General features: G+C 43.9%; 17 protein-coding genes. 6 read left to right on the forward strand and 11 right to left on the reverse strand.

What is annotated here, in order from left to right:
* Window positions 1–51 precede the first annotated feature (51 nt).
* From FBQ74_RS13480 to FBQ74_RS13490, 3 genes are read left to right on the forward strand one after another with little or no spacing between them, the layout of a single operon-like run.
* Complete coding sequence (locus FBQ74_RS13480) at window positions 52–2313, forward strand: tellurite resistance TerB family protein (protein ID WP_139757153.1); 2262 nt, start codon at window positions 52–54, stop codon at window positions 2311–2313.
* A 4-nt stretch (window positions 2314–2317) separates the two neighbouring features.
* On the forward strand, window positions 2318–3625 hold the full coding sequence (locus tag FBQ74_RS13485) for an ATP-binding protein (protein ID WP_139757154.1): 1308 nt from the start codon (window positions 2318–2320) through the stop codon (window positions 3623–3625).
* Window positions 3622–5811 carry a DEAD/DEAH box helicase gene (locus tag FBQ74_RS13490; RefSeq protein ID WP_139757155.1) on the forward strand — a complete coding sequence of 730 codons (2190 nt, stop codon included), beginning with the start codon at window positions 3622–3624 and terminating at the stop codon, window positions 5809–5811. Before FBQ74_RS13485 ends, FBQ74_RS13490 begins: the two co-directional genes overlap by 4 nt.
* 334 nt (window positions 5812–6145) lie before the next feature.
* Here FBQ74_RS13490 and FBQ74_RS13495 read toward each other — a convergent pair whose 3' ends face one another.
* The 4 genes from FBQ74_RS13495 to FBQ74_RS13510 all read right to left on the reverse strand — a co-directional run bounded on the left by FBQ74_RS13495 (window position 6146) and on the right by FBQ74_RS13510 (window position 11484).
* Window positions 6146–7588, reverse strand: coding sequence for a DUF2235 domain-containing protein (locus FBQ74_RS13495; RefSeq protein WP_139757156.1), 1443 nt, complete (start codon window positions 7586–7588; stop codon window positions 6146–6148).
* Window positions 7589–8042: 454 nt separating this feature from the next.
* Window positions 8043–9104: an SIR2 family NAD-dependent protein deacylase gene (locus tag FBQ74_RS13500; RefSeq protein ID WP_139757157.1), complete on the reverse strand. Its 1062-nt coding sequence runs from the start codon at window positions 9102–9104 to the stop codon at window positions 8043–8045.
* A gap of 392 nt (window positions 9105–9496) precedes the next feature.
* The gene (locus FBQ74_RS13505; RefSeq protein ID WP_139757158.1) at window positions 9497–10813 is read right to left on the reverse strand and encodes an integrase family protein; all 1317 of its coding nucleotides are present in this window, start codon (window positions 10811–10813) and stop codon (window positions 9497–9499) included.
* 368 nt (window positions 10814–11181) lie between these two features.
* Entirely contained in the window at window positions 11182–11484 is a 303-nt protein-coding gene (locus FBQ74_RS13510; RefSeq protein ID WP_139757159.1) for a 2OG-Fe(II) oxygenase, read from the reverse strand.
* A 516-nt stretch (window positions 11485–12000) separates the two neighbouring features.
* Here FBQ74_RS13510 and FBQ74_RS13515 point away from each other — a divergent pair.
* Window positions 12001–13140 carry an AI-2E family transporter gene (locus FBQ74_RS13515; protein ID WP_139757160.1) on the forward strand — a complete coding sequence of 380 codons (1140 nt, stop codon included), beginning with the start codon at window positions 12001–12003 and terminating at the stop codon, window positions 13138–13140.
* Window positions 13141–13754: 614 nt separating this feature from the next.
* On the opposite strand, the gene FBQ74_RS13525 is transcribed toward FBQ74_RS13515, so the two are convergent.
* Both FBQ74_RS13525 and FBQ74_RS13530 read right to left on the reverse strand, forming a co-directional pair.
* Window positions 13755–14483, reverse strand: a complete 729-nt coding sequence (locus FBQ74_RS13525) for a hypothetical protein (RefSeq protein WP_205912257.1) — start codon at window positions 14481–14483, stop codon at window positions 13755–13757.
* A gap of 155 nt (window positions 14484–14638) precedes the next feature.
* Window positions 14639–15196 carry a sugar O-acetyltransferase gene (locus tag FBQ74_RS13530; RefSeq protein ID WP_139757162.1) on the reverse strand — a complete coding sequence of 186 codons (558 nt, stop codon included), beginning with the start codon at window positions 15194–15196 and terminating at the stop codon, window positions 14639–14641.
* Window positions 15197–15443: 247 nt separating this feature from the next.
* Here FBQ74_RS13530 and FBQ74_RS18975 point away from each other — a divergent pair, with 247 nt between their 5' ends.
* Window positions 15444–15590, forward strand: coding sequence for a hypothetical protein (locus FBQ74_RS18975; RefSeq protein ID WP_168190672.1), 147 nt, complete (start codon window positions 15444–15446; stop codon window positions 15588–15590).
* A gap of 276 nt (window positions 15591–15866) precedes the next feature.
* On the opposite strand, the gene FBQ74_RS13535 is transcribed toward FBQ74_RS18975, so the two are convergent.
* The 5 genes from FBQ74_RS13535 to FBQ74_RS13555 all read right to left on the reverse strand — a co-directional run bounded on the left by FBQ74_RS13535 (window position 15867) and on the right by FBQ74_RS13555 (window position 21003).
* Window positions 15867–17183, reverse strand: a complete 1317-nt coding sequence (locus FBQ74_RS13535) for a M24 family metallopeptidase (RefSeq protein WP_139757163.1) — start codon at window positions 17181–17183, stop codon at window positions 15867–15869.
* A gap of 138 nt (window positions 17184–17321) precedes the next feature.
* Entirely contained in the window at window positions 17322–18035 is a 714-nt protein-coding gene (locus FBQ74_RS13540; RefSeq protein ID WP_139757164.1) for a glutathione S-transferase family protein, read from the reverse strand.
* Between the two features lie 150 nt (window positions 18036–18185).
* Window positions 18186–19505 (reverse strand): glycoside hydrolase family 2 TIM barrel-domain containing protein, encoded by a 1320-nt coding sequence (locus FBQ74_RS13545; protein WP_139757165.1) that lies wholly within the window; start codon window positions 19503–19505, stop codon window positions 18186–18188.
* 124 nt (window positions 19506–19629) lie between these two features.
* Window positions 19630–20724 (reverse strand): threonine aldolase family protein, encoded by a 1095-nt coding sequence (locus FBQ74_RS13550; protein WP_139757166.1) that lies wholly within the window; start codon window positions 20722–20724, stop codon window positions 19630–19632.
* A 27-nt stretch (window positions 20725–20751) separates the two neighbouring features.
* Entirely contained in the window at window positions 20752–21003 is a 252-nt protein-coding gene (locus tag FBQ74_RS13555) for a hypothetical protein (protein ID WP_139757167.1), read from the reverse strand.
* 213 nt (window positions 21004–21216) lie between these two features.
* Here FBQ74_RS13555 and FBQ74_RS13560 point away from each other — a divergent pair, with 213 nt between their 5' ends.
* Window positions 21217–22806, forward strand: a complete 1590-nt coding sequence (locus FBQ74_RS13560) for an ABC-F family ATPase (RefSeq protein WP_139757973.1) — start codon at window positions 21217–21219, stop codon at window positions 22804–22806.

Raw genomic sequence — 22806 nt, forward strand, 5'->3', positions numbered from 1 at the left:
TACGAAAAAAGTTCAGTTTATGCTGGCAGGAAATAAAAAAGGATGTGGTAAATGGAATTTTTGATCGCGGCTATTGTTATTTATGTTTTATATAAGCTTATTTCAGGCACAAGCTCATCTAACTCAAGTACAAACACTTATAATAAATCAAATAATGCTTCATTGAGGAACAAAAAACAGAATGACTTCTCGATCAAAGTAACGTCGTCAAATGATGAATATGATGATGACGACTTTGCTACGTTCACAATACGTACAAGTTTCGGTCAGGAACCAGAGAAATCTCCGAACAAAACAAAAGGCCGTTGGATCAAAGAGAACGAGCAGCTAAATATAAACGGTCGAAAAGTACTTCGCGGCTTTTATTACTTTGGCGGAGTCATGGATTCATTGGACGGCTATGGAATTGAGCCTTCCTTAGTAGATGAGAAACGTCCCGCATCAAAGTCAAACTCTTATCTTTATACAGATGATTCACTAGGCTATTGGCCCAGTTATGCATCACTATCAAAAGACTGTAGGGGGGCATACCTGAGCTGGCTAGCATCTGACCGTTCAGATCCAGAAACCCCAATAGGTTATGTCTTCATATATTTTTATGGGTTTGAAAGAAGAGTCATAGAAGGCAGGTCAAAAGCTCTTGTGCCAGACAGTGAGTTCACCGCTATTTTTAATGAAGTTTTAAGGCTTCAAAAGATTTTCGACTCTAATCGCTCATTTAAAAATTATTCGTCGAACTTTCTAGAGCTGATGGCTCTGCTGAGGCCGACTTTACTCGAAAACAGATTGGATGAGATACCCGAAACGAATAACGCAATGGCGTTTAAAGTAAAGCTTGCAGAAACGGTAGTCAAAGGTGATCCTGTAAATCATAATTTATCTCTTGAGTGGCTAAAGGATACTTATGAATATTCGATGAAGACCCCTGCAAGGAGGTGTGAGGGAGAATTCAAACAGTTATTCACCCTCAGATTTAAAGAAAAATTTGGCGAAGGAATTAATGTCAAACCCAACAAAACAAAGCTTCGACTTTCTTATCACCCGTCGAGTAATGGTATTCATGCTGTTGACCTAGAATTAGATGAGCTGCCAGATCCAAGCATTCTTAAAGGACCCATAAAAAAAATCATTCCGATAGCTGAGCAATGTACAGAAGAGCTGAGCAGCTACAGTCGATACTTGGGCAAAGCTGACACTTCAAAAGATGATATTGCTGCATTAATGCTTTTACCCAGGGAGTTGGCTAACGAATCTAACTCTCCAGTTATAGAATCATTTAGGGCTTGGGCAAAGGGTGTGATTGAATCTCATGGTGGGCTCGCCACTGTGAAAGAATTTTGGTCTCAAACTGGAATGCCTCTGCCCAAGTCCTGCAATAAAAAGGAAAACGAGCTACTGATCAACTTAGCTTCTAAGGCTGATATAGGAATCGCTCCCGATCAACGCTTTCACCATACAAAATTCAAGCTGGATGACAAAATAGTATTATTTTCTCCAGGCCACGGTGAGTTTTTTGAGCCAAGTGCAGCATTTAATCAAACAAGTTTGGCAATCCGTTTAGGAGCGATGGTTGCGACTATCGATGGCACGGTAGACGAACACGAAAAGCTCACTCTTCAAAACCTAATTGGACATGACGACAACCTGTCACCTTCTGAAAAGAGTTCATTGAATGCATATCTTATCTGGCGCTTAAACACTCCAACCAACAGCACAGGGTTGAAAGCAAGGATCAGCACACTATTAACTGATCAAGTTGAATATTTAAAACGATTCATTCTTTCAATAGCACTTGCTGACGGGAAAATCGACTCATCTGAAATAAAACAAATTGAAAAGTTGTACGCGTCCTTGGGTTTAGACAAATCACTTGTGTCAAGCGACATTCATGCATTCGCATCCACTAAGCGATCCGTATCGAATGTAAGTACACGCACTACCGCCACTAAAGATACTTTCAGTTTAGATGAAAGTGTTTTAGCCGTTCATGAAAGCGACACTCAAGACGCTAAAAGTGTTTTGGAAAGTATCTTTGCAGTTGATGACGAACCTGAAGTCGAAGCGAACGTGCTTTCTAGCGAGTCTCAGAACGGTTTGGATATTCCACACAACAAACTTTTCGATATGTTGATTGAAAGAGAATCATGGTCTCGTAAAGAAATCATAGAATTGTGTGCCAATCTAAATCTGATGATAGACGGAGCACTGGAAACAATAAACGACTGGGCTTATGAGAAGGTTGATGCGCCGGTACTGGATGATGATGGTGATATTTATGTTGATACCGAGATAGTCGAAGAACTTAAGGGATAAAAAAATGGCAGCAAAAAGAATCCGTGCGAAAGAAAGAGACGCGATTATACAATCACTTAAATCAGGGGTCACGCCTAAAGTTGGTATCCAGCATATTCAAGTTGGGCGGGTTAACGAACTAAAGGCCCTTATACAGGACATTGAGCGTATTTCAGATGGGGGGGCAGCTTTCAGGCTTATTGTCGGAGATTATGGATCGGGAAAAACATTCTTTTTAAGTGTTGTAAGAGCAATTGCACTAGAACACAAGTTAGTAGCAGTCAACGCAGACTTATCCCCTGACAGACGCATCCACGCCTCCGCTGGTCAAGCGCGAAACCTTTACTCTGAGCTTATGCGAAGTATGTCTACTCGCAATAGGCCTGATGGAAATGCACTTACCAGCGTCGTTGAAAAATTTATATCAGAAACGATAAAGGAGTCAGATTCTACTGGGCAAAGTATCAATAACATTATTCACGAAAAGCTCTCTTCACTTTCTGAACTTGTTGGTGGCTATGATTTTGCCAAGGTTATTGAAGCGTATTGGGAAGGGCATGAGCAAGATAATGAAACATTGAAAGCTAATGCAATAAAATGGCTACGTGCTGAATATTCTACCAAGACTGATGCTCGCAAGGACTTAGGTGTAAGGACAATTATCTCAGATGCTTCTTTCTATGACGCTTTGAAGTTAATGAGTTTATTTGTTCGACAAGCTGGCTACAAAGGCCTATTGGTTAATCTGGATGAAATGGTAAATCTGTATAAGTTAAATAACACAACAGCCAGAACATCTAATTACGAGCAGATTTTGCGAATATTGAATGACTGTTTGCAGGGATCAGCTGAACATATTGGATTTCTGCTTGGCGGCACTCCCCAGTTTCTACTTGATCCACGAAAAGGGCTATATAGCTATGAGGCTCTTCAATCAAGACTTGCCGATAACAGTTTTGCGAAACAAGCTGGTGTTATCGACTACTCATCTCCAGCGTTGCATCTAGCTAGTTTAACTCCGGAAGAGCTTTATATTCTGCTAAAAAATCTAAGACATGTATTTGCCGAAGGTGATGAAAATAAATACTTTGTTCCGGATGAATCACTAAAAGCATTCCTCAGACATTGTAATCAAACTATTGGAGATGCTTACTTTAAAACCCCACGTAATACCATCAAAGCATTTTTAGACATGCTTGCGGTAATCGATCAAAACCCTGAAATTGATTGGCGCAGTCTACTTTCATCTGTTGCCATTGAGGAAGAAAAACCTTCCGACGTAGAGCTAGAGACCGAAGACGATGAAGATGGTCTTGCTGACTTCAAACTATGATTAATGAACATGAAAAATTAGATATCAGGGTTCAGCGCTGGATATTTAAGCAAGGTTGGACTAGCTTACGGGAAATTCAGTGCTGCGCTATAGAACCAATACTTTCTCAAAAAACAGATGTACTAATAAGCGCATCAACAGCTGCCGGCAAAACTGAAGCGTTCTTCTTACCAGCTCTTAGCACGGTAGTAGACCAGGAAGACGGAATCGGCATACTTTATATAAGCCCACTCAAAGCACTTATAAACGACCAGGACAGGCGATTAGAGAGCCTATCTGACTTATTAGATATAACAGTAACGCCCTGGCATGGCGATAGCCCTAAGGGCCGAAAAAATAAGTTGAAGTCATCGCCATCAGGAGTAGTCCTAATTACGCCTGAATCATTAGAGTCCTTGCTCATTAGGGATTCAGGTTGGATGAAATCTGCTTTTTATAATTTGAAATATATAGTCATCGACGAGTTTCACGCATTTATTGGCACAGAACGAGGCCATCATCTACTCTCCCTACTACATAGACTCGAGCACTTGCTTGGAAGATTAAAAGAGCCTATTCCAAGAGTGGCATTAAGCGCCACACTGGGTGAATTAGAAAAAGTGCCTTCGTCTCTTCGTCCAAATCACTCTATGCCTTGCAAGATAATCAAAGATTCTCGGTCAACATCAACATTAAAAGTGCAAGTCAAAGGGTATGTAAACCCTGTAAAGCTGGATGAAAATCTTCCTATCGATGCAGAATATAAAATTTGCCAAGACTTATATAGATTTTGTAGAGGCGGAAACCATCTCGTGTTTGCAAATAGTAGAAATCGTACTGAAAGCCTTGCTGCAACACTGGCAGACTTCTGTGAAGACAATACCGTACCAAATGAGTTCTTTCCTCACCACGGTTCCCTATCGAAGGACTTGAGGGAAGGTTTGGAAAAGCGACTACAGCAAGAGCAGTATCCAACAACTGCAATATGTACGATGACTCTTGAGCTGGGAATAGATATAGGCAAAGTTAACTCAGTGGTTCAAGTAACTTCCCCTCACTCTATTTCTAGCCTCCGGCAAAGAATGGGCCGCTCAGGAAGAAGAGGGGGACCATCGATTCTTCGCATGCTCATATCAGAGGATGAATTGACCAAAGACTCTAGTGTTATCGATAAACTTAGGTTAGAACTAATTCAGTCATTGGCAATGATCAGACTACTTATTGGCAGTAAGTGGTATGAGCCAGCTGATACTTCGCTATACCATTTCTCTACCCTCTTACACCAAATTCTCGCTGTGATCGCGCAATGGGGTGGAATTAGGGCCGACCAGCTATTTAATTTGCTTTGTAAGGAAGGGCCTTTCCAGAACGTTAATGGCGAAGACTTTAAGGCATTGCTAGTTCATATGGGTAGGACAGAGCTCATAACTCAATTAGAGAATGGAGAATTAGTATTGGGGCTGTTAGGTGAAAAGCTTTCAAGTCATTATTCCTTTTATGCGGTCTTCAAAACCCCAGAAGAGTATCGAGTTATCAGCGGAGCAAAAACGCTCGGAACACTTCCCATCGACTCTTTAGTGTTGGTCGGTCAGAACATAGTTTTCGGAGGTAAGCGTTGGAAAGTTAGCGACATAGACAGTGACAAGAAAACCATCTACGTAAAACATGCCAAAGGAGGTAAGCCGCCTAAGTTTGGTGGGGGTGGCATGCACGTGCATGACGTTGTGCGCCAAGAGATGTTCAAAATCTTGGTTGAAGGTGATTACCGCATTGCTGTTGGTGGCAACAAGATCGACTTTGCTGATGTAACTGCTAATGGGTTATTTCATGAGAGCGTCAATTTTTTTAGAGATGCAAACCTTCCTAATGAACGACTGCTTCAAGTTGGGAGTATCACGTACATTTTCCCTTGGCTAGGTGACAAAACAGTGAACACCATCGTGGCTTTGTTAATTCGAGAGGGGTATGAAGCTGGTGCCTATGCGGGCGTTATTGAGATAGAAAAATCAACGTTAGAAGAAGTTAGATCATCGCTGCTTAAATTAAAGCCTGAGATACTAATGTCGGAAACCGAATTAGCACTGCAAGTACCAGAAAAGCACATAGAGAAATTTGATGAGCTATTACCTGACAGCTTACTATCTATTGGGTACGGAGCTAAGGCGTTTGATATAAACGCGGTAAATAGTTGGTTGAAAACAATCTAATAAGTAAAGAGCCCTTATAGGCGCCCTCCAGATTAAACGCTGTATCTTCATATGCTCAGTTAGCATACAGATACTGTGTGTACGAAAAAAGTTCGCAGTGGGTACGAAAAAGGTTCTGTTTGTGTACCAGAAAAGTTTGAAATCGACTTATCCACGTACGAAAAAAGTTTTCATTGTGTATCAAAAAAGTTCTATCGCCTGTGAAGTTCTTGCTATACTTGGGCTGTAGAGAGCCGCTATTAGTTATCTTTTAATTCTTATTTATTTATCTTTTACTGAACATCAGATTATGTGTATGAGCAAACTCTTAATTATTCAAATTTAAAAGAACTCACTATTCTCTCATCTCTACTGCCTTGCAGTTTACGAAAAAGTAACCTCGTTTTATCCCATTTCTTCTTAAAGATATAAACTCTAAGCGTGATTTTTTACCGTCTGGGATTGCATTCCATACTTTCTCTGATAACGGTAACCAAGCACTTTCTGTTGATTGAGGAAAAGAATAAAAGATGGCAGGCTTTTCATTTATATGCCCAAATTCCGTCTTGCTAATTTCGTCGTATGCCTTGTCTACAACAAGCTTTTCTCCGTCTTTATATAGGTCGAATACTAATGGACCTATATCTGTACTCCCTCTAAAGTAACCTATTTCGTGACTGTGTAACTTTTCAAGCCTAGTTTTAACTAGTTCGTACTCTTCTTTTTTCAATGGGACAGACTTTGTAGTGGTAACGTCCCTTTTCCTTTCACCAAACAGGTATTCAGCAATATAATCGTAAAGACCTCTTGAATCGTGTTTACCAGCAGTAAAGATGTTAGGTTTTAACTGGTATCTATCTTTTTCTATCAACCCCATTTTAAGAAGTGCAATTTCACCGTACAACCGATAGTAGGCTCCGAGCCCGCTTTCATAAGAAGCGCCAATGTCTGAATGGGCTCCAGGCAAAGCCATTTGAACCATTCTATTTGAAGTAGATATTCTTGGTGGTTTGCAGGTATGAAAGCTTAGAAACGACACATCCCCTGGCAAAGGAAAAAAGTCTACGTCAAAATCTCTCACGACTGGAAATAATCTTCTGGTCTCATCATTGGCGATAAAGTGCAGTAAAAAGTCGGTAGAAGGTGATATACCAAGATCTAATTGCTCAATTACTCCCGTTGCAACCGTATCGTATAGTATTCCGCTTGTTCTTACTAAAACGCCCCCTGGATTTTTCTGGTCAACTACTAAGCTAGTTTGAAATTTATTACTCACCTGATTCATGAAATGGCGAGCGATAGCAGCACCTCTACTAAATCCCAGTGTTAGAACCCTTAACTCCAGGTCTTGACTCTGCTGAACAGCATTATCTAAATATTTCGATAGTTCATTTAATGCCCGTTCCGCTGTTTCGACACAGCTGAAGCATTTTGCCGCGTCAAATCTACTATTAATTATTCCACCATGAGTGCCCGGACCACTGTAATACTTACCATCGTAACCGTTTACACCATGAAGCAGATCGAAAAGATGAGCTACTATTGTTTGGGTCGAGCCATCTGTAATATCATCTTTATCGTTATCGGTTCCATCGAAAGCAACGACATAGTAAATAATTTTTTTATTATTCGGATTTATTCTCCAGTTGGGAACTTGGAGGTAAAGCCCTGCATGTTCAACTTGTTTACGCTCTTCAAAAGTAATCGGTACCGGCTCATCTCCAGAAAAGAAGCTAGTGCATGCAGACAGAGTGCTGAGAAACGTCGCGAAAAAAATAACTTTAATGAATGGGTGCACAAAAACTCCTTATGTTGCATAAATCATTGTGTCTCATTAAGAGTCACAAAAAATAAGCTATGGATGGAATCACACCTTTAGCTAAAATTTTAATTCATTAAAATGGGAAGTAGACACTCAAATGTCGTGCCTCATCTAACTCTGAAAGTTAAACTGGCACAGTTCTAAAGAGCTGCTAACGCAGGCATCATTTTATCTATGCGGTTTAAATTTTATTAACGCATGAAGCATGCTGAGAGAACAAGGCTGTAGGGATAGAAAAAACAAAATTGACTGGGAGAAGCCCAAAAACTTTTATCAGAAAAAAAAGCCGACATATAGTCGACTTCATGAAATCTGTAAAAGATGTTACTTAATTGATGCGCGAGTCTTTGTGCGGACTCTGCCTTCTTGCTTAGCTTTGCCGATAGCGTTGTGAAGCATACGCAAACCAGCAACTTTTCTCTTAGACACGTTACGAGTTTGGTTTAAAGGCATAAAAATCTCCAGTATCACTGTTATGTAAGTTCTCTATCAACTCACACGTCCATCTTAACTTAACACCCTTATACTTGGCAAGTCTCTTATAGAAAGCATTCAATTTAGGGTACTGTGCTTCTGCAACATACATTGAAGGCTTTATTTCACTACAAGCATAATGTGAGGAAATATAGGCCAGCAGAATCTGACCTAAAATGTTCATTTCCTTGAAACCAAGGTTATTCGGTGGACGGTCGAAGTATGTACCCTGATCGTAGTTTTTAGATAAGTCAAACTTGACCTCAAACGACCGAGCAGAGTCTTCCACGTCTAGAGCTTGCGCTCCTGAAGCTAACATATCACCACCGACTGTCATTAGGTTGTAAGGGGTGAAAAAAATTATGTATCGATTTCCACTGACAGTGAATTCTGCGAATTCAACGCCAGTCCCATCACCATCAACGTTGTCAGCTATATTTATTGTCAGTGGGAGATGACTTAAAACCTCCGCACATGAGAAGGTATTGAGTAAATCGCCGACTATCTGACTACCAACCAGTTCATTACTGTACTGCAAATTGTAATGAAACACCTTCCCGCCAGTCGACTCGATACAAGTCTCTATATAAGCAAGCGGAAGGCCTTGCCCACTAACACCAAGAAATAAAACAATATCGTCAGGTTGCCAAACTACTTCGGTCAAATCTATTTGAGGAGTGAAGCGATATTCAACAAGGGAAGCTGGACTTTGTAAGCTACCGTAAATGTGTGTAACCGTGCCCTTTGCCTGCTCGATCAAAGTGTCAACATTAAGTGTGTAGTGAATAAAAGGAATACCCAAATGGGAGCAAACATTCTCAATTAACACGCATTCACGATGCGCTTCACCAGGCCTGAAACGGTCAAACTCCTCAGAGATTTGTTGAGCCACATTAACAGCCTCGTCATTATCTGCTTCGGTAAATGCCGTGTACAAGGGGTGACGCGAAATATCATTGTAGGTAGGTGCGCCTGACGTGGAAGATAATCCAGCGCCGGAAATCAGCACTATTCTCATTTAAAGCAATTTCCTTTTACATAAACAAAGTGGAAAGCACCAAAAGTTGCCAAGCTCGCGATTATATCAGTAATGTCGGCTTTAAGGGAAAAACTCAAACAAGAGACGCATACCTTTGGTTACAAAGAGGTAAATCCCTAAGTAGCAAGGCATATTACCAATGATAAACCGTCGAGTAGACGAGGAAATGGGTACTTATTAATCGCAAATAGCGGAGCTCTACCTTTTCTTCCGTGTGAATCAAAATATAGGGTTGCAACATGTCAGACTTGATAGCGCTAACCTTTTATCGGTATCGCCCCCTTTTTTAGAAATGTGCAATTAGATCCTCAACACTATTTCAACCAATACTCGATGCTCTCGACTACCCCACTCTATTTTCATATCTCTTACTACATTATTAGTGCTGACATTAGCTCCATCCGCTGCTCCTTACTCAAGTTTGCTAACTGCAGTCTTAGTGGTTCTAAAGAACTTTCACCACCACAGTTTATATCTCCAGCGTATTCCGACAGTCTTTTACATATCCTATCTGCTGGCTCCCTTAATTCTTCAGCCGTAAGCACGGTATAGCCCGCTGTAACATCACTGCGACTGGTTTTGTGGTTAAGTAGTCGTTTCAGTGTATAAGTCCCGACTCCTATTGTTTCAGCAACAGAACAAAACGTACGGCGAAGGTCATGTAGCGTAAAAGAGACTTCAGCCCTCGCGTTCATTTGCTTAATAATTTTCTTAGGCTCCACCACTCTGCCATGATGGTTATCCGCCCCAAAAACAAACCCTGAAACGCGATACTCAGCTCTTCTCTTAAAAATTTCCTCAAGTGGCTTGGTGATTGGCAGTTCCAGTCCATGGCCATTCTTTGTATCGTCTAAGCAGAATAATTGGTCGTCTAAAAATACGTTTTTCCATTCCAGCTCAAGTAACTCCGTTTTGCGCAGGCCGGTAAACGCCATGAATTCAACAAAGTCACATACTGTTGCAGTAAAGTCTTGTCTGTGAATGATGGCTTCATCACGCATCTCATTAATAACCGTAAGGAATGGCTTTAACTGTGAGGGTCGAAGTCGTGTCTGCTTGCGGGCTACATTGTTCCAGCAACGTTTTTCCGACAAAATAGTAACAGGGTTATGAGGAAACAAGGTTCTGCCGTCTGAGGATTTATACTCAGCTCTGGCGAAGTTAAAAAGCGCTCTGAGCGTTCTCATAGCTAAGTCGGCCTGTGCAGGGCTGCGCTTAGTCAGTTCGCAGTGCCGACGATAGATGCGGGTTTCTGTGAGGTCAGCCAAACGCTTTTTGGCCCAATCATCAAAGTAACAGTCCATCACCTGCTGGTAGCCACGTAATGTCGTTGCTTTAAGCTTCCTTGAAAGCTTATAGCTTTCGTATACTGTTTCTAACGTGACTGAGGCGGCCCTAAAGTGACGTTTGCTATCATTTGGATTCATTCCATCCGCAATGTCCGCCATGGCCTTCCTGGCTTGTTTACGAGCCTGCTCTAGGGGAATGGATGGAAAAGAGCCGATAGTGACCGACAATGGCTTTTGCGTGCCAGGAAGCTTCTTATAAACCCGAAAAGTCTTCTTGTTTGATGGAAGAACATCAATGATTAAGCCTGGCATTTGAGCGTCGTAATATCGAGCTCGTTTGTCTGAGCCTGACAGTTTCTCAATGGCTTGTTCTGTAAATCTGAATTTTGTTGCTGACATGCTGTGCTACCTCTGTGCTACTTTGAGCGCAAAATCTAATGCGCTGAATTGCTTAAAAAATTAAGCAACAGAGATAACAAAACCTCAATAACCCAATGATTTATATGAAACAATAAGTAATTGCAAGGTAAATAAAGTAACTACCGGTAAAGGCTCGGTTTGAGTCTCATAATCGGCAGGTCCCCTGTTCAAGTCAGGGTGGGGCCACCATTTCTTCTTTTCAAATAAACAGTAACTAGCCTGCTTTTGTTCTAAGACACCCTTCGCATCGCTTTACTTAAGCGTTTTCAATAATTAATTCAATCGTAGTCACATTAAAGACTGTTAGCCTATTGAGTAAACGAAAAAACGACCTCTGACAATATCGATCAGTCCGGCAAGTGGAGAGCCAGTGACAGCAATTTGCGGTGGCCTTGCTCTATCTTAGTTACGCTATAATTATAAATATCGGGACGAAATAAAAACACTCTGTTAAACAGGTTGAAGATCACCTTATCAGCTCTGAATTCACCGCCTTTACTGGCTTTTTTCAACACAATATTGAGCTTAAAGTAGCGCCCGCTTCCCATTGGGTCATTGTGACGAAGTACACTGTGGCCTTGCGGGTAAGTTACCAGGTTCAGAGAAACCCGCTTTGATGATAACAACACCTTATTTCGTACTTTGGTCATCTGTACTCCTCATTTAAAGAACACCCTTAGGTTTGAACAATCGTTCAAACCTAAGGGTGTCACACATAATGAGTCGTGCAAATCTGACGGTGAAACCTTTTTGTTATATGAAAATTGTATCTGACCTAATAGGCCGTTACTCAGGTTAAAAAATCGCAAGTGACTTTCGTTATAAACCTGTCCAGTTCTATCAATGTCGACGAGGCACGAGAAGGCCAGCTAAAGTTTCCTTTTTGCTATTACAGGTACAGCCTGGATATCCACTTTTCATAGGTGCATCGTTTAGGGCTTACCCCTACTCATCAGGCATGTTGTTGTGAGTACGCCCTGTGATTATTAAGTATTAAACCATCCTGCTGCGATAAACAGTTGTTTGCCTTAAGTTACTGACAAAACAATGAACTTCAGAAACTCTCTGGCGTATAATTGAAATTGATCGCTCTAAAACTGCAGGTATTTCGCTGTGTCTGAGCGGAGTGTAATTCGGATATTGAGTACCGGGAAAACAATAAGCAAATGACAGTTTCTACAACGAGCCCCAAGGGAGGCCCGCAGACAAAAGTACTGAAAACACTCCTTTTGCTTGCCGTCATCTATACGCTGTATCTTGCAAAATCACTTCTCATACCACTTTTTTTCTCTGCGTTTGTCGCTTTGTTGCTAAGTCCGCTGGTGGCGATTGCCAGAAGAATCTATATCCCACGAACAATATCAGCCGCTGCATTGATGGTGCTGCTTCTTACGCCGTTCACATTCTTAGGGCTGCAGTTAGCTGAGCCGGCAGAGCGATGGATGCAGGCTTTACCCAAGATGGCTGCTGAAATTACTGAGGAAATTAATGAGATTAGCGACAGCTTGGTAGAAGAATCCGAGAAGCCGGTCGCTGAACCTCAAGAAGAAGAGAGTGATTCGTTTTTCGACTGGTTCGGTGACGATGATGATGAGAAAGAAGCTGAAAAAGCGGAGTCTCCACCGGAAGAACAAAATACCGTTTCTGATAAATTGAAGCAAAATAGTATTGAGATGGCGATCTCAGTGTTGAGTAATGCGCCCCTGTTGCTCGCCCAGATCTTTGCCTGCCTTATATTTATATTTTTTCTGCTGGTTTTTGGTCCCGGCTTATTTAAAGTATTTATCCGCGACTTTCCCATAGTTACGAACAAACGCCGAGCACTGGTGCTTGTTCACCACATCCAGACAGAGTTGTCTGCCTATATTGTCACCATTAGCATCATTAACGCGCTGCTGGGTACAGCAACCGCTATTGTCTTCACTTATCTGGGCATAGATGACGCTATCTTGTGGGGTGCACTGGTTGCGTTGATGAACTTTGTTCCGTATCTGGGCGGATTAGCCAGCTGCAGCATATTGCTCGTGGCAGGGATGGTGCAGTTCGGGCTTGTCAGTACCGCGTTTCTGCCTGCTGCAGTATTTTTGGGAATCAATATTCTGGAATCTCAGTTAATCACGCCAGCGGTTTTGGGCAGAAGTATGCAATTGAACCCGCTTATTATCATTCTCTGGTTATCGGTAGCTGGCTGGTTATGGGGCATTGTAGGAGTATTGCTAGCGGTGCCACTTCTAATGAGCTTTAAAATTATTCTGAAAAACCTTGGCGCACTACCGCACTGGGTGAGACTAATAGAAACAAAGTAGCCTGTTGTCATCGTCGGCCATAAATAGCCTTCGCGTATGTTTACTGTGCGGCTATTTGTTTGACTTAGAACTTGTATTTGGGCTGTTTTTTCAGGTTATTTTGCGCAATCGCGGCCTATTTCTTTGCAATATGCACAGACCTCGTGAATAGTGCCTTTTACAGAAAGACACGCCGCCAACACTGTGATTACAAATAACATTTCTCGTGCTTTTTCGATCCCTGCTATTAAAGCCCAAACGCAAAACATCAGTGTAGAAAACGCTAAAAGTGTCGCGATAAATTTATAATATATCTTTTCATACCTCACTACTCGATAAATACAAAAAGGGGCGCCATACGAACCCTCAAGACTATTAATTTATTCAGATTTTCTAAGAGTAGAATCAATATTTTGATGGATGGCTGTGCCTATAGCAGCACCATTTTTACCAACAGCATTTACGGCGTACAACTGAACTAAAAGGTAGTTAGCTTTGCTCGCCTCGGGTGGAACAGCGTTTCCCATCAGCTTGCGACAGCTTTGGGAGTAAGATTATTGGTGGAACGCCTGCAAAAACAACCATGTATTATGGCCAGATATGCACAACGCTTGGATGAGAAAGTGTCCGCTGGTTCAATAGTCTGATGCTTCACGTTGATTAATATCTCTTACGCTAAGGCCAAGTTCTTTCACCTTTATGGTGTCGTAAAAATCAAACTGCACCGGGCAACCTGCATCTATCATCTGAAGCCACACATAACGCAAGTTATCGGGTCGCTCTCCTTTCCAGAATTGCCTGGTTTTATTGATATAGGCAATGACGGGCGCGGTGTGCCCATCACGATAAATCTGGCTGATGAGGCTAAAGTCCGGTCCGAAACTATCAAGTACTGCCGAGTTGCCTGACTCAATTGACTTTAAAAGATAATCGAAAGCGCTCTCCTGTTTACCCTGCCGGTAAGCCAGCCACGCCTGAGCGATACCGACTGCATGCTTTTCGCTGCCAAAACTGTCAAAAACATCGCCCGCGATTTGTTGCCTGACACTAAGCGCATCCACATGACTGAAAACCGTATTTATTTTGGCCTTAACTTCATCAACCGGGTCAAACTGCGCACTGAACTTAAGGTGCTGGCTTAAATCACTGATTGTTCGAAATGCATTATCGTCAGCGGCGAGGCTTCTTTCGTAGTTCTGCCATGTTTCATCCAGTAAGCGTCGGTTTTTCGCCTCAAAGCTGGCATACCTTTCCTGCATAAATTTCTGGTATTCGGGGTCGTCACAGCCTTCCTCATAGTCAGCGCGGGCGCTCAAGCAGGCTAACAAACCGATGCTGATGACGATGGTGGGAATAGCTTTCATCAACTGGCTCACTGTTAGATTTTTCTACATATTACTACAGCCAAGATGCGAAGATTGATCTGCGGTAAACAGGCGGAGCGTGCATGCCGCTGACGCTCACGTTAAGCGATGCAGTAATTCTAAGCAGCAACAACCAGTAAGAAGAATAAGACTGATTAGCAGTGAACTTTGTTTTTAGGCTTACAGGGGTTGCCTACAGCAATGGTTCCTGGCGCAATACTTTTTGTTACCACGCTACCGGCCCCAATAACACATTTGTCGCCAATAACCACACCAGGCAGAATAGTAACGTCGCCGCCTATCCAGACATCATTACCGATAGTGATGGGCTCAGCAAACCCGATATGCTGTGCACGCTCTTCAGGATCGATAGGATGATGCGCTGTATAAAATGATGTATTAGGCCCGATAAACACATTATTGCCTATGGTCACTTTGCAGCAATCCAATACTGTCCAGTTGAAATTGATGAAAATGTGACTGCCCAGATGAATATTGTGACCGTAGTCGATGCGTACAGGTTTTTCGATGTGAATATCTTCACCGCATTGTCCGAATAACTCACTGAGTAATTTCTCGCGCGCCTTCACTTCGCGCGGCCCAAGTGCGTTGATTTTATCGACTAAATCGCGTGTTTTATAGCGTATTTCCACTAAATCAGGATCGTTTATCCAATACTTTTCACCGGCTATCATTTTGTCGTGCGCTGTCATAATTTCATCCTAATATCGCTAATTTTAGACGCTGTCAGTAATGGCTCTGCTAACCGCAAAACTTGCTAAGTACTATCATACTACAGTAAAACTGATACATTGAAATCACGCGCACTGATAGTCAATTCATTCCGCAAGCCTTGCATAGCTGCACAACGGTTACGCGTCTCATCCGGTAGTTTAATAAAACAAACATTTCGTACAGTTCATTTTTCTTCGAAGTCGTTTAGGCTTTTTCGTAATCGCCATGGCTATGAATCTTTGTAACAAGCCTTTTAAAGAAGAACGGCGATACAAGCTCTCAGAATGGAGCTTCCAGTCCAGAAGTAAGATGACCAGTGGTGATAAGAAAAAGGTAAATAAAACAAAGGCTGACATGGCTGTGTCAGCCTGACTCCTCAGTGAGGATAAAGCAATGAACAGAACGAAAAAACTATTAGCTTGCATGGGCGTTTTTATACTGACCGCATGCTCATCTAATGTAACGAAGGAGCCTGCTTCCAGTACTGATGCCCCCCCTATCGGCTACCGCGCAAAAGGTGCAGAACAATGCAAAGCTTGCATTAGCGCATTGTGGCAAAGGTAAGGTTAGCGCCGTGTCTGCACAGGGATATGAATGCAAATAACGTTTTACCGGTTAGGCATTCCGCTTAAGCTAAATGATGCCTGATTAGTCAGACGATATAAGATGGAACTTTTGCTGTCTGCCATCCAGATAGCGAACCTGTTTACCGTCAAAAAATGCATCTTCTTCTAACATGATGCGAATCTTTTTATCCCATTCGGGCACGTAACTGGTAGCGTTGAGTTCAATGGAATACGCTGTATTTGGGTAGAGCGGGTAGTCTCCTACCACCGGCAGACCTTCCTGCGCATCCCACATACCTATGGTAGGGCCGGCTGCGTGGCCGTGAAAACCCAGAGGATGCGTATAAATAGACGGTGTAATGCCGGCCTTAACCGCCTGGTGTCTGGATGTACGCAGGATCTCGTTTCCACTTCTGCCTTTTATGAAGTTACCAGTAAGAATATCCTGGAGTTGGTTACCCGCTTTGAGCGCCTTTACCAGCCCTGCCGGTGGCTCTGTTTCGCCAGGCCTTAATACGTATGCGTGTTGTTGCTGATCTGTGTTTAATCGCAGGTAGGTAATACCAAAATCTACGTGTAACAGGTCCCCAGGCTGTATGACGTTCTCCTCAGGCCGTTGACTGAAGTCGCGCTGCTCCTGCCCCTTTGTCGCTCGCTGAATTGACACTGTTGGATGAAACCAGTTTTCAAGCCCCATCGCTTTACTCTGGTCTCGTAGCCACCAAACGATGTCATCAGTACTCGTTTTACCCGGCGTAACTACCGCATTCGAAAAGGCCTTGGCAATTAGTTCATGACCAATTTCAGCTAACTGAGGGTAATAGGTCATTTCCAGTTCACTGCGCGTCTCCAGCCATGCAATAGCAAGTTCTTGTGCTGATACGACACGTGCATGCAGTTTATCAGGCAACGCAGCCATGAATTGTGCTTTTTCGGTACTGCTCATACCATCAGCCAGCGCGAAGGATTTTGAAACATTGATACCGATTCGGTCAGGATCACGGGTTTTGATAATCTCGGCCAATGCCGCCCACTGATCTGGCTGAGCATCTTTATCCCACGCTTTTTCAAATGTATCGCCCATCGCGTATCGTGCTACCGCTAATGTTTCCAATGGCTGACCGTCTCCAGGGTAATAGATAACCAGCATGGTATGCCTGCGTGCGGAGAGCCAGGTGGAAGGCAGCATGGTTTTCAATACCGGATCTTCGTTGTACTCACGCGACATGGTTACCCACATGTCGATACCGGTCCGCTTCATAAGATGAGGCAAAACCTGCTCAAACCGCTGCTGCAATATATTATCGATGATTTGTGCCCGCTGTTTCATGCTGGCAACATTTACAGCCGACACGGGCAGAGAAAGAAGCACTAAAAATAAGACCAGAAGACTTCGCATAGCAGATAACACCTTGTCACAGTGAAGTTTTAATAAACATTACCCATAATAGGCATGATTCGAAAACAACCTCAAAGGTTTCGCTGCTGAAGTATTAATCTGTTAAGCCATCAAACCGGTTGCGACTTACACTGTCCGCTATTCATTATCTTTGAACCTTGCTGCATTTTGGTCTTCCTGACGTTTGACATCACCTTTGCCGAAAAAGGCCGGGTATGGCTCTGGTATTTCCAGCGCCCGCTGAGTAGCCGGACGTGCATCAATACGCTCAAGCCACTCTTGGAGATGCGGCAACCCGTCTACACTGACGTTTGCCCAGTAATATGCCCGGGTCCAGGTATACATAGCCATATCTGCAATGGTGTATTGTGCATCAACTAAATAGGTTCGCCCTTCCAGGCGCGTGTTCAGTACTTCTATCAACCTTCGGCTCTCATCCACATAGCGTTTTATAGCAAATGGATCCCCGTTGCCATTTTTAGCAGCAATACGTTGAAAGTACATCGCTTGTCCCATCATAGGTCCGACACCGGCCATCTGAAACATGAGCCATTGCAGGGTTTCTGAACGGCTATTAGCATCTTTTGGCAAAAACTTTCCATACTTTTCTGCCAGATACCAAAGAATAGCTCCAGACTCAAACACCACAAAATCGTTATTGGTGCGATCCACGACTGTCGGGATCCTTCCGTTTGGATTGAGTTTCAGATACTCAGACGATTTTTGTTCTTTCTTCGAAAAATCGATATGCGTCAGATCATATTCCACACCGGCCTCTTCCAAAAATACGACGGGCTTCCAGCCGTTCATGGTTGAAGCAGTATAAAGGTGAATATCTTTTGATTTACTCATCAGCGTTTCCGTTTATAACCTGACAGATACAGAGAGGTTACTGACCTGGTATTGGAGCTGCTATACGGGCTGAATCGAAAAAGCGCTTAATAATATAGCTGGCAGGGTGAGTGGTGATGCTGACCACTCACCATTAATTGCTTCTGCAAACTATTTCTCATCCAAGTAGAATGGAATATTCGCTGTCGCGACCTTGCCACTGCCACTTAGCGCATAAGCAAACAAACGATAGCCTCCCGGCGCCGTTGGTGCAGTAAGTGTAAGCGTACCGTCTCTTGCATCCACGATTAATCCTTCTACGGGTTTTGGTCTTGCTTCCGGATCGCCGCCCGCTTTTATATCGGTACTTTCTGGCAGCACTTCCCAGCGAATAGTTGTTCCATCATCCTGATATTCTTTAAGCGTCAGCTTGGCAGTCATAGATTCTGCGGCCTGCACGTGAATACTATCGGTAGCCTGCTTGCCATTAATGGTGAAATTCTGAATTGACGGGGCTCTTACCTCAGGCCACTCGCCATTCCAGTTATGGTAAAGCGAGTCCACCACTTCATTGGGATAGCCCGCCTCGGTGAATACGCCGTACCAGGTGGGTGTGGTTTCCTGTTTCTGGCCCCATAAAAACGCATAAGAGCCCAGTGCGCGACCAGGAGCACCCTGAATGCCGCCTTCATAACGACTTCGATATGATGCCGCTTTTTGGGTGCTGGTTTGCTCAATGGGTACATCCCAGTCAGTGCGTTCGACCTGCCAATGGCCGGTGGGGCCCCACTCCGTTACTACATAAGGACCGTCGTACCCCATATCCATCAAGTCCTGTGGCAGCGATTCCAGCCCGCCATAAATGTTTATGCTCAGATAATCAATATCCGGAACCCGGGTTAAAACCAACTCCAGCTTTTCCTTGTCGATACCAGCAGTAACCGTGGTAATGAGATGATTAGGGTCCAGCTTTTTTATCATAGCCGCGATATCCTGTACTGCAAACCACACGTCCTTATTGGTATAGAATAAGTCTACCTCGTTGCCAATACCCCAGGTCAGAAGTGCGGGATGGTCTTTGTACTTTAAAACCTGCTTGCGAACCTCTGCTTTTTGCTTCGCAACGGCATCTTTGTCACTGTAATCAAAACCGTGGCGCTCATGCCCCAAACGCAAACCCAGCATGACGGTCAGTCCGTGTTTGTGCGCTTCATCCAGAATGGCCTTTGCGTTATCGGTGTCCCAGGTGCGCAGAGAATTCGCGCCCGATTTCGCCAGCAGCGCCAGCCGGGTCCGCCCCCCTGCCCCCTTGATAAAATAGGGTTCACCGTTTCTTAAAATTGTGTAGCCGTCATCTGTTTGAGCCAGAGTAGTTTTGACCGGTGACGCTGCGGAGGATACGCTCTGTGACTGCGTTTCAGCGTCCGAATGTGTGCAGGCAGCTATGAGTAGCGTACATAACCCTGCCAGCATTAATTTATAGTTGTACATGTTGCCCCTTCAAAAGCATGTTTGTAAGCGCTATCATTTCATGTATACGACGAAGTTTCATCTATTTAACAATTTAAAAACATCAAATTCTGTTGTCTGGCTAAAAATGTTTCTTTTCCGGATTCTAATCATGCAGGCATGATGCAATATGCCCGACCCAGAATTCGGGAGGATGTCTGACAGCCTGATCACCGATACTAATTTCACAAATACAATAGTTATCGGTTTCGCTTCGCGGCAACGGTAAAACGACAATGCCCGTGCGCGCCGCGTACTCCAAAATTTTTTCAGCGATGTTTTTACTTTCAGAGGGAATTTTCAAATGAAACATCGCAGCCTGAACGGTTTGCGGGCATACAGTGAAACCTGCGTGAGCCAGTTGCCGGCCCAAAGTATTTGCGTAACTGATAAACCCTGTCATCTTATCGCCAAACTTTTCAAGCCCGTAACGCGCAGCGAGGACTTCCGGATACAGAGAAACAGGATTTCCCCCCGCTCTTCTTGCCCAAACCCGGGCATCATCAATAAGCCATGAATCTGCCAGTAATGCCGCACCTGAAATGCCATTTAAATCTTTGTAAAAACTGACATAAAGGCTATCAAAAAGACTCGCAATCTCTTGCAGATTACGCTGATAAAAAACGGTGGTTTGCCATACCCTTGCACCATCCATATGCAGCGCTACCTGGTTTGCGTCGCACCAGTGACGGATGGAAACCAGTGTTTCCCAGTCAGGCATCACCCCGCCTAACTCCCGCATTGGCGTTTCAATAATCAGCGCGCAGATATCAGTGGCATCGAGCTTATCAAGGTCCGCGCTTACAACCACAGTATCTGGCCGGCCGACGGTTTTTACCCGCAGCCCCCACAATGCCTCTATGGCATTGTGTTCATGAAGCAACAGGTGCGATGTGGGATGAAGGGCAACTGCATGCCGACTGGTGTTTTCGCTGTAGCACCTCATCGCTACATTTTGAGCCAGCGTCCCAGTGGGCAAAAACAACGCATCGGGCTTACCAAACAACCTGGCCACATCGGCTTCAAATGCCTGTGCAATGCCGCCCCGGCCATAAACATCGCGACTATCCTCAGGTTGCGCATAGTCACTAAGACATTTCAGCTCGTCTTCGATGCTGACCTGATAACTTCTGTGAATAGTGGCAACACTTTGTTTTGTAAGTTGCGAATAACGCTCTTTTTGCTGCGCTGATACTGGCATGTAGCTATCCTGAAGCTGTTGTTTACTTTATTTCATGTGCACTTTACCGCCGACTATCTTTAGTGCCGGCGCGCCACGGATCATGGTTTCCCGCGCAAACTGCTGACCACAGCCAGGGCATATACAGCTTGTTTCGGTATAATCTTCAACAATACGTTCTGTAAAACATTTGACCAGCGCGCCTTTACCGCCTTTGCGATATTTAAATATCGGCGCTTTGCACTGTAAGCAGGATATCTGAACAGTGCGCCGGGGACCTTTTTTATTTGGTTTCGCCATTGTTCCCTGCCAATTAATAGTATTTAGATCATATGGTAAGGATTGCGTCTTAGCATTACTACCCTTGCAATCACAGGTATCTGACATGCTTGCATCTGATTAAAAGCTCAAAATTCCCTCGACACTGGCGTGATGATTCTTTATATTGCGCGCCCGCAGCTTCCGAAGCGAAGCCCTACATTCTTCACTCTATTTACCCGCTGGACACCTGATTTGATTACTACCGCCAATATCACAATGCAGTTTGGCTCTGAGCCATTATTTGAAAACATTTCCGCCAAATTCGGTAACGGAAACCGATATGGTCTCATTGGTGCCAATGGCTGTGGTAAATCCACGCTGATGAAAATTTTAAGCGGAAAGCTAACACCGTCTGCTGGCAACGTTTCTATGGCACCCGGAACAAAATTGGGCGTACTTAGCCAGGACCAGTTTGCCTTTGAAGAAATGAGTGTGGTTGATACCGTTATCATGGGTGACCATGAGTTATGGACGGTCAAGCAGGAACGCGACGAGATCTATAGCAAACCTGAGATGAGCGAAGAAGACGGCATGCGTGTGGCGGAACTGGAAACGCAGTTTGCCGAAATGGATGGCTACACAGCAGAAGCCAGAGCGGGCGATATTTTAAGCGCAGCAGGTATAGAAGAAGCCTATCATTTTGGTCTGATGAAAGAGGTGGCACCTGGTAAGAAAGTGCGTGTTCTGTTGGCCCAGGCATTGTTTGCAGACCCGGACATTTTACTTCTCGACGAGCCTACCAATAACCTCGACATTTATACTATTCACTGGCTGGCGGAAGAACTGACTCAGCGTAAATCGACTATGATCATTATCTCCCATGACAGGCACTTTCTGAACTCTGTCTGCACTCATATGGCTGATATCGACTATGGTGAATTACGCGTGTATCCGGGCAACTATGACGCGTTCGCCGAAGCGGCGGCACTGGCTCAGGAGCAGTTACACCAGGAAAATGCCAAAAAGTCAGCAGAGATTGAAGAATTACAAAGCTTTGTGGCACGCTTTTCAGCCAACGCATCAAAAGCGAAGCAAGCGACCTCCCGGGCCCGTCGACTGGAAAAAATAGAACTGACCGATATTAAGGCCTCCAGTCGCCGCAAACCATTTATCCAGTTTAAGCAACATAAGAAACTTCATCGCCTTGCGATCACTTTAGAAGATCTTGGCCATGGTTATGCCGATCTGCCTCTGTTTAGTCAGGGCAATCTATTGCTGGAAGCAGGATCACGACTTGCCATTATCGGCGAGAACGGCGCGGGCAAAACGACATTACTTAAATGTCTTATTGATGACCTTGAAGCGAATGAAGGTACAGTGAAATGGGCTGAAAATGCGTCTGTAGGCTATATCCCCCAGGACAGCACCAAAGACTTTTCCAGTGACCTGACACTGTTCGAATGGATGTCCCAATGGCGGGGCCCTAAACATGACGACCTGCAGGTTAAAGGCATGCTGGGACGCCTGCTATTTACCTCAGATGATTTTAATAAGAAGGTCAGCGTCTGCTCTGGTGGAGAAAAGAACCGCCTTCTGTTTGGCAAACTCATGCTTCAGGATATTAATGTGCTGGTGATGGACGAGCCTACCAATCACCTGGATATGGAATCAATTGAAGCTTTGAACCATGCCTTAATGAACTTTGATGGCACCGTCATATTTGTTAGCCATGATCGCGAATTTGTTTCGTCTCTGGCAACACAGGTTATTGAGATAAAGGATAAAAAGCTTAATAATTTTGAAGGTACTTACGAAGAGTTCCTGGCGCATTCAGCAGCGTAA

The organism is Salinimonas iocasae, assembly GCF_006228385.1.
Taxonomy (GTDB): domain Bacteria; phylum Pseudomonadota; class Gammaproteobacteria; order Enterobacterales; family Alteromonadaceae; genus Alteromonas; species Alteromonas iocasae.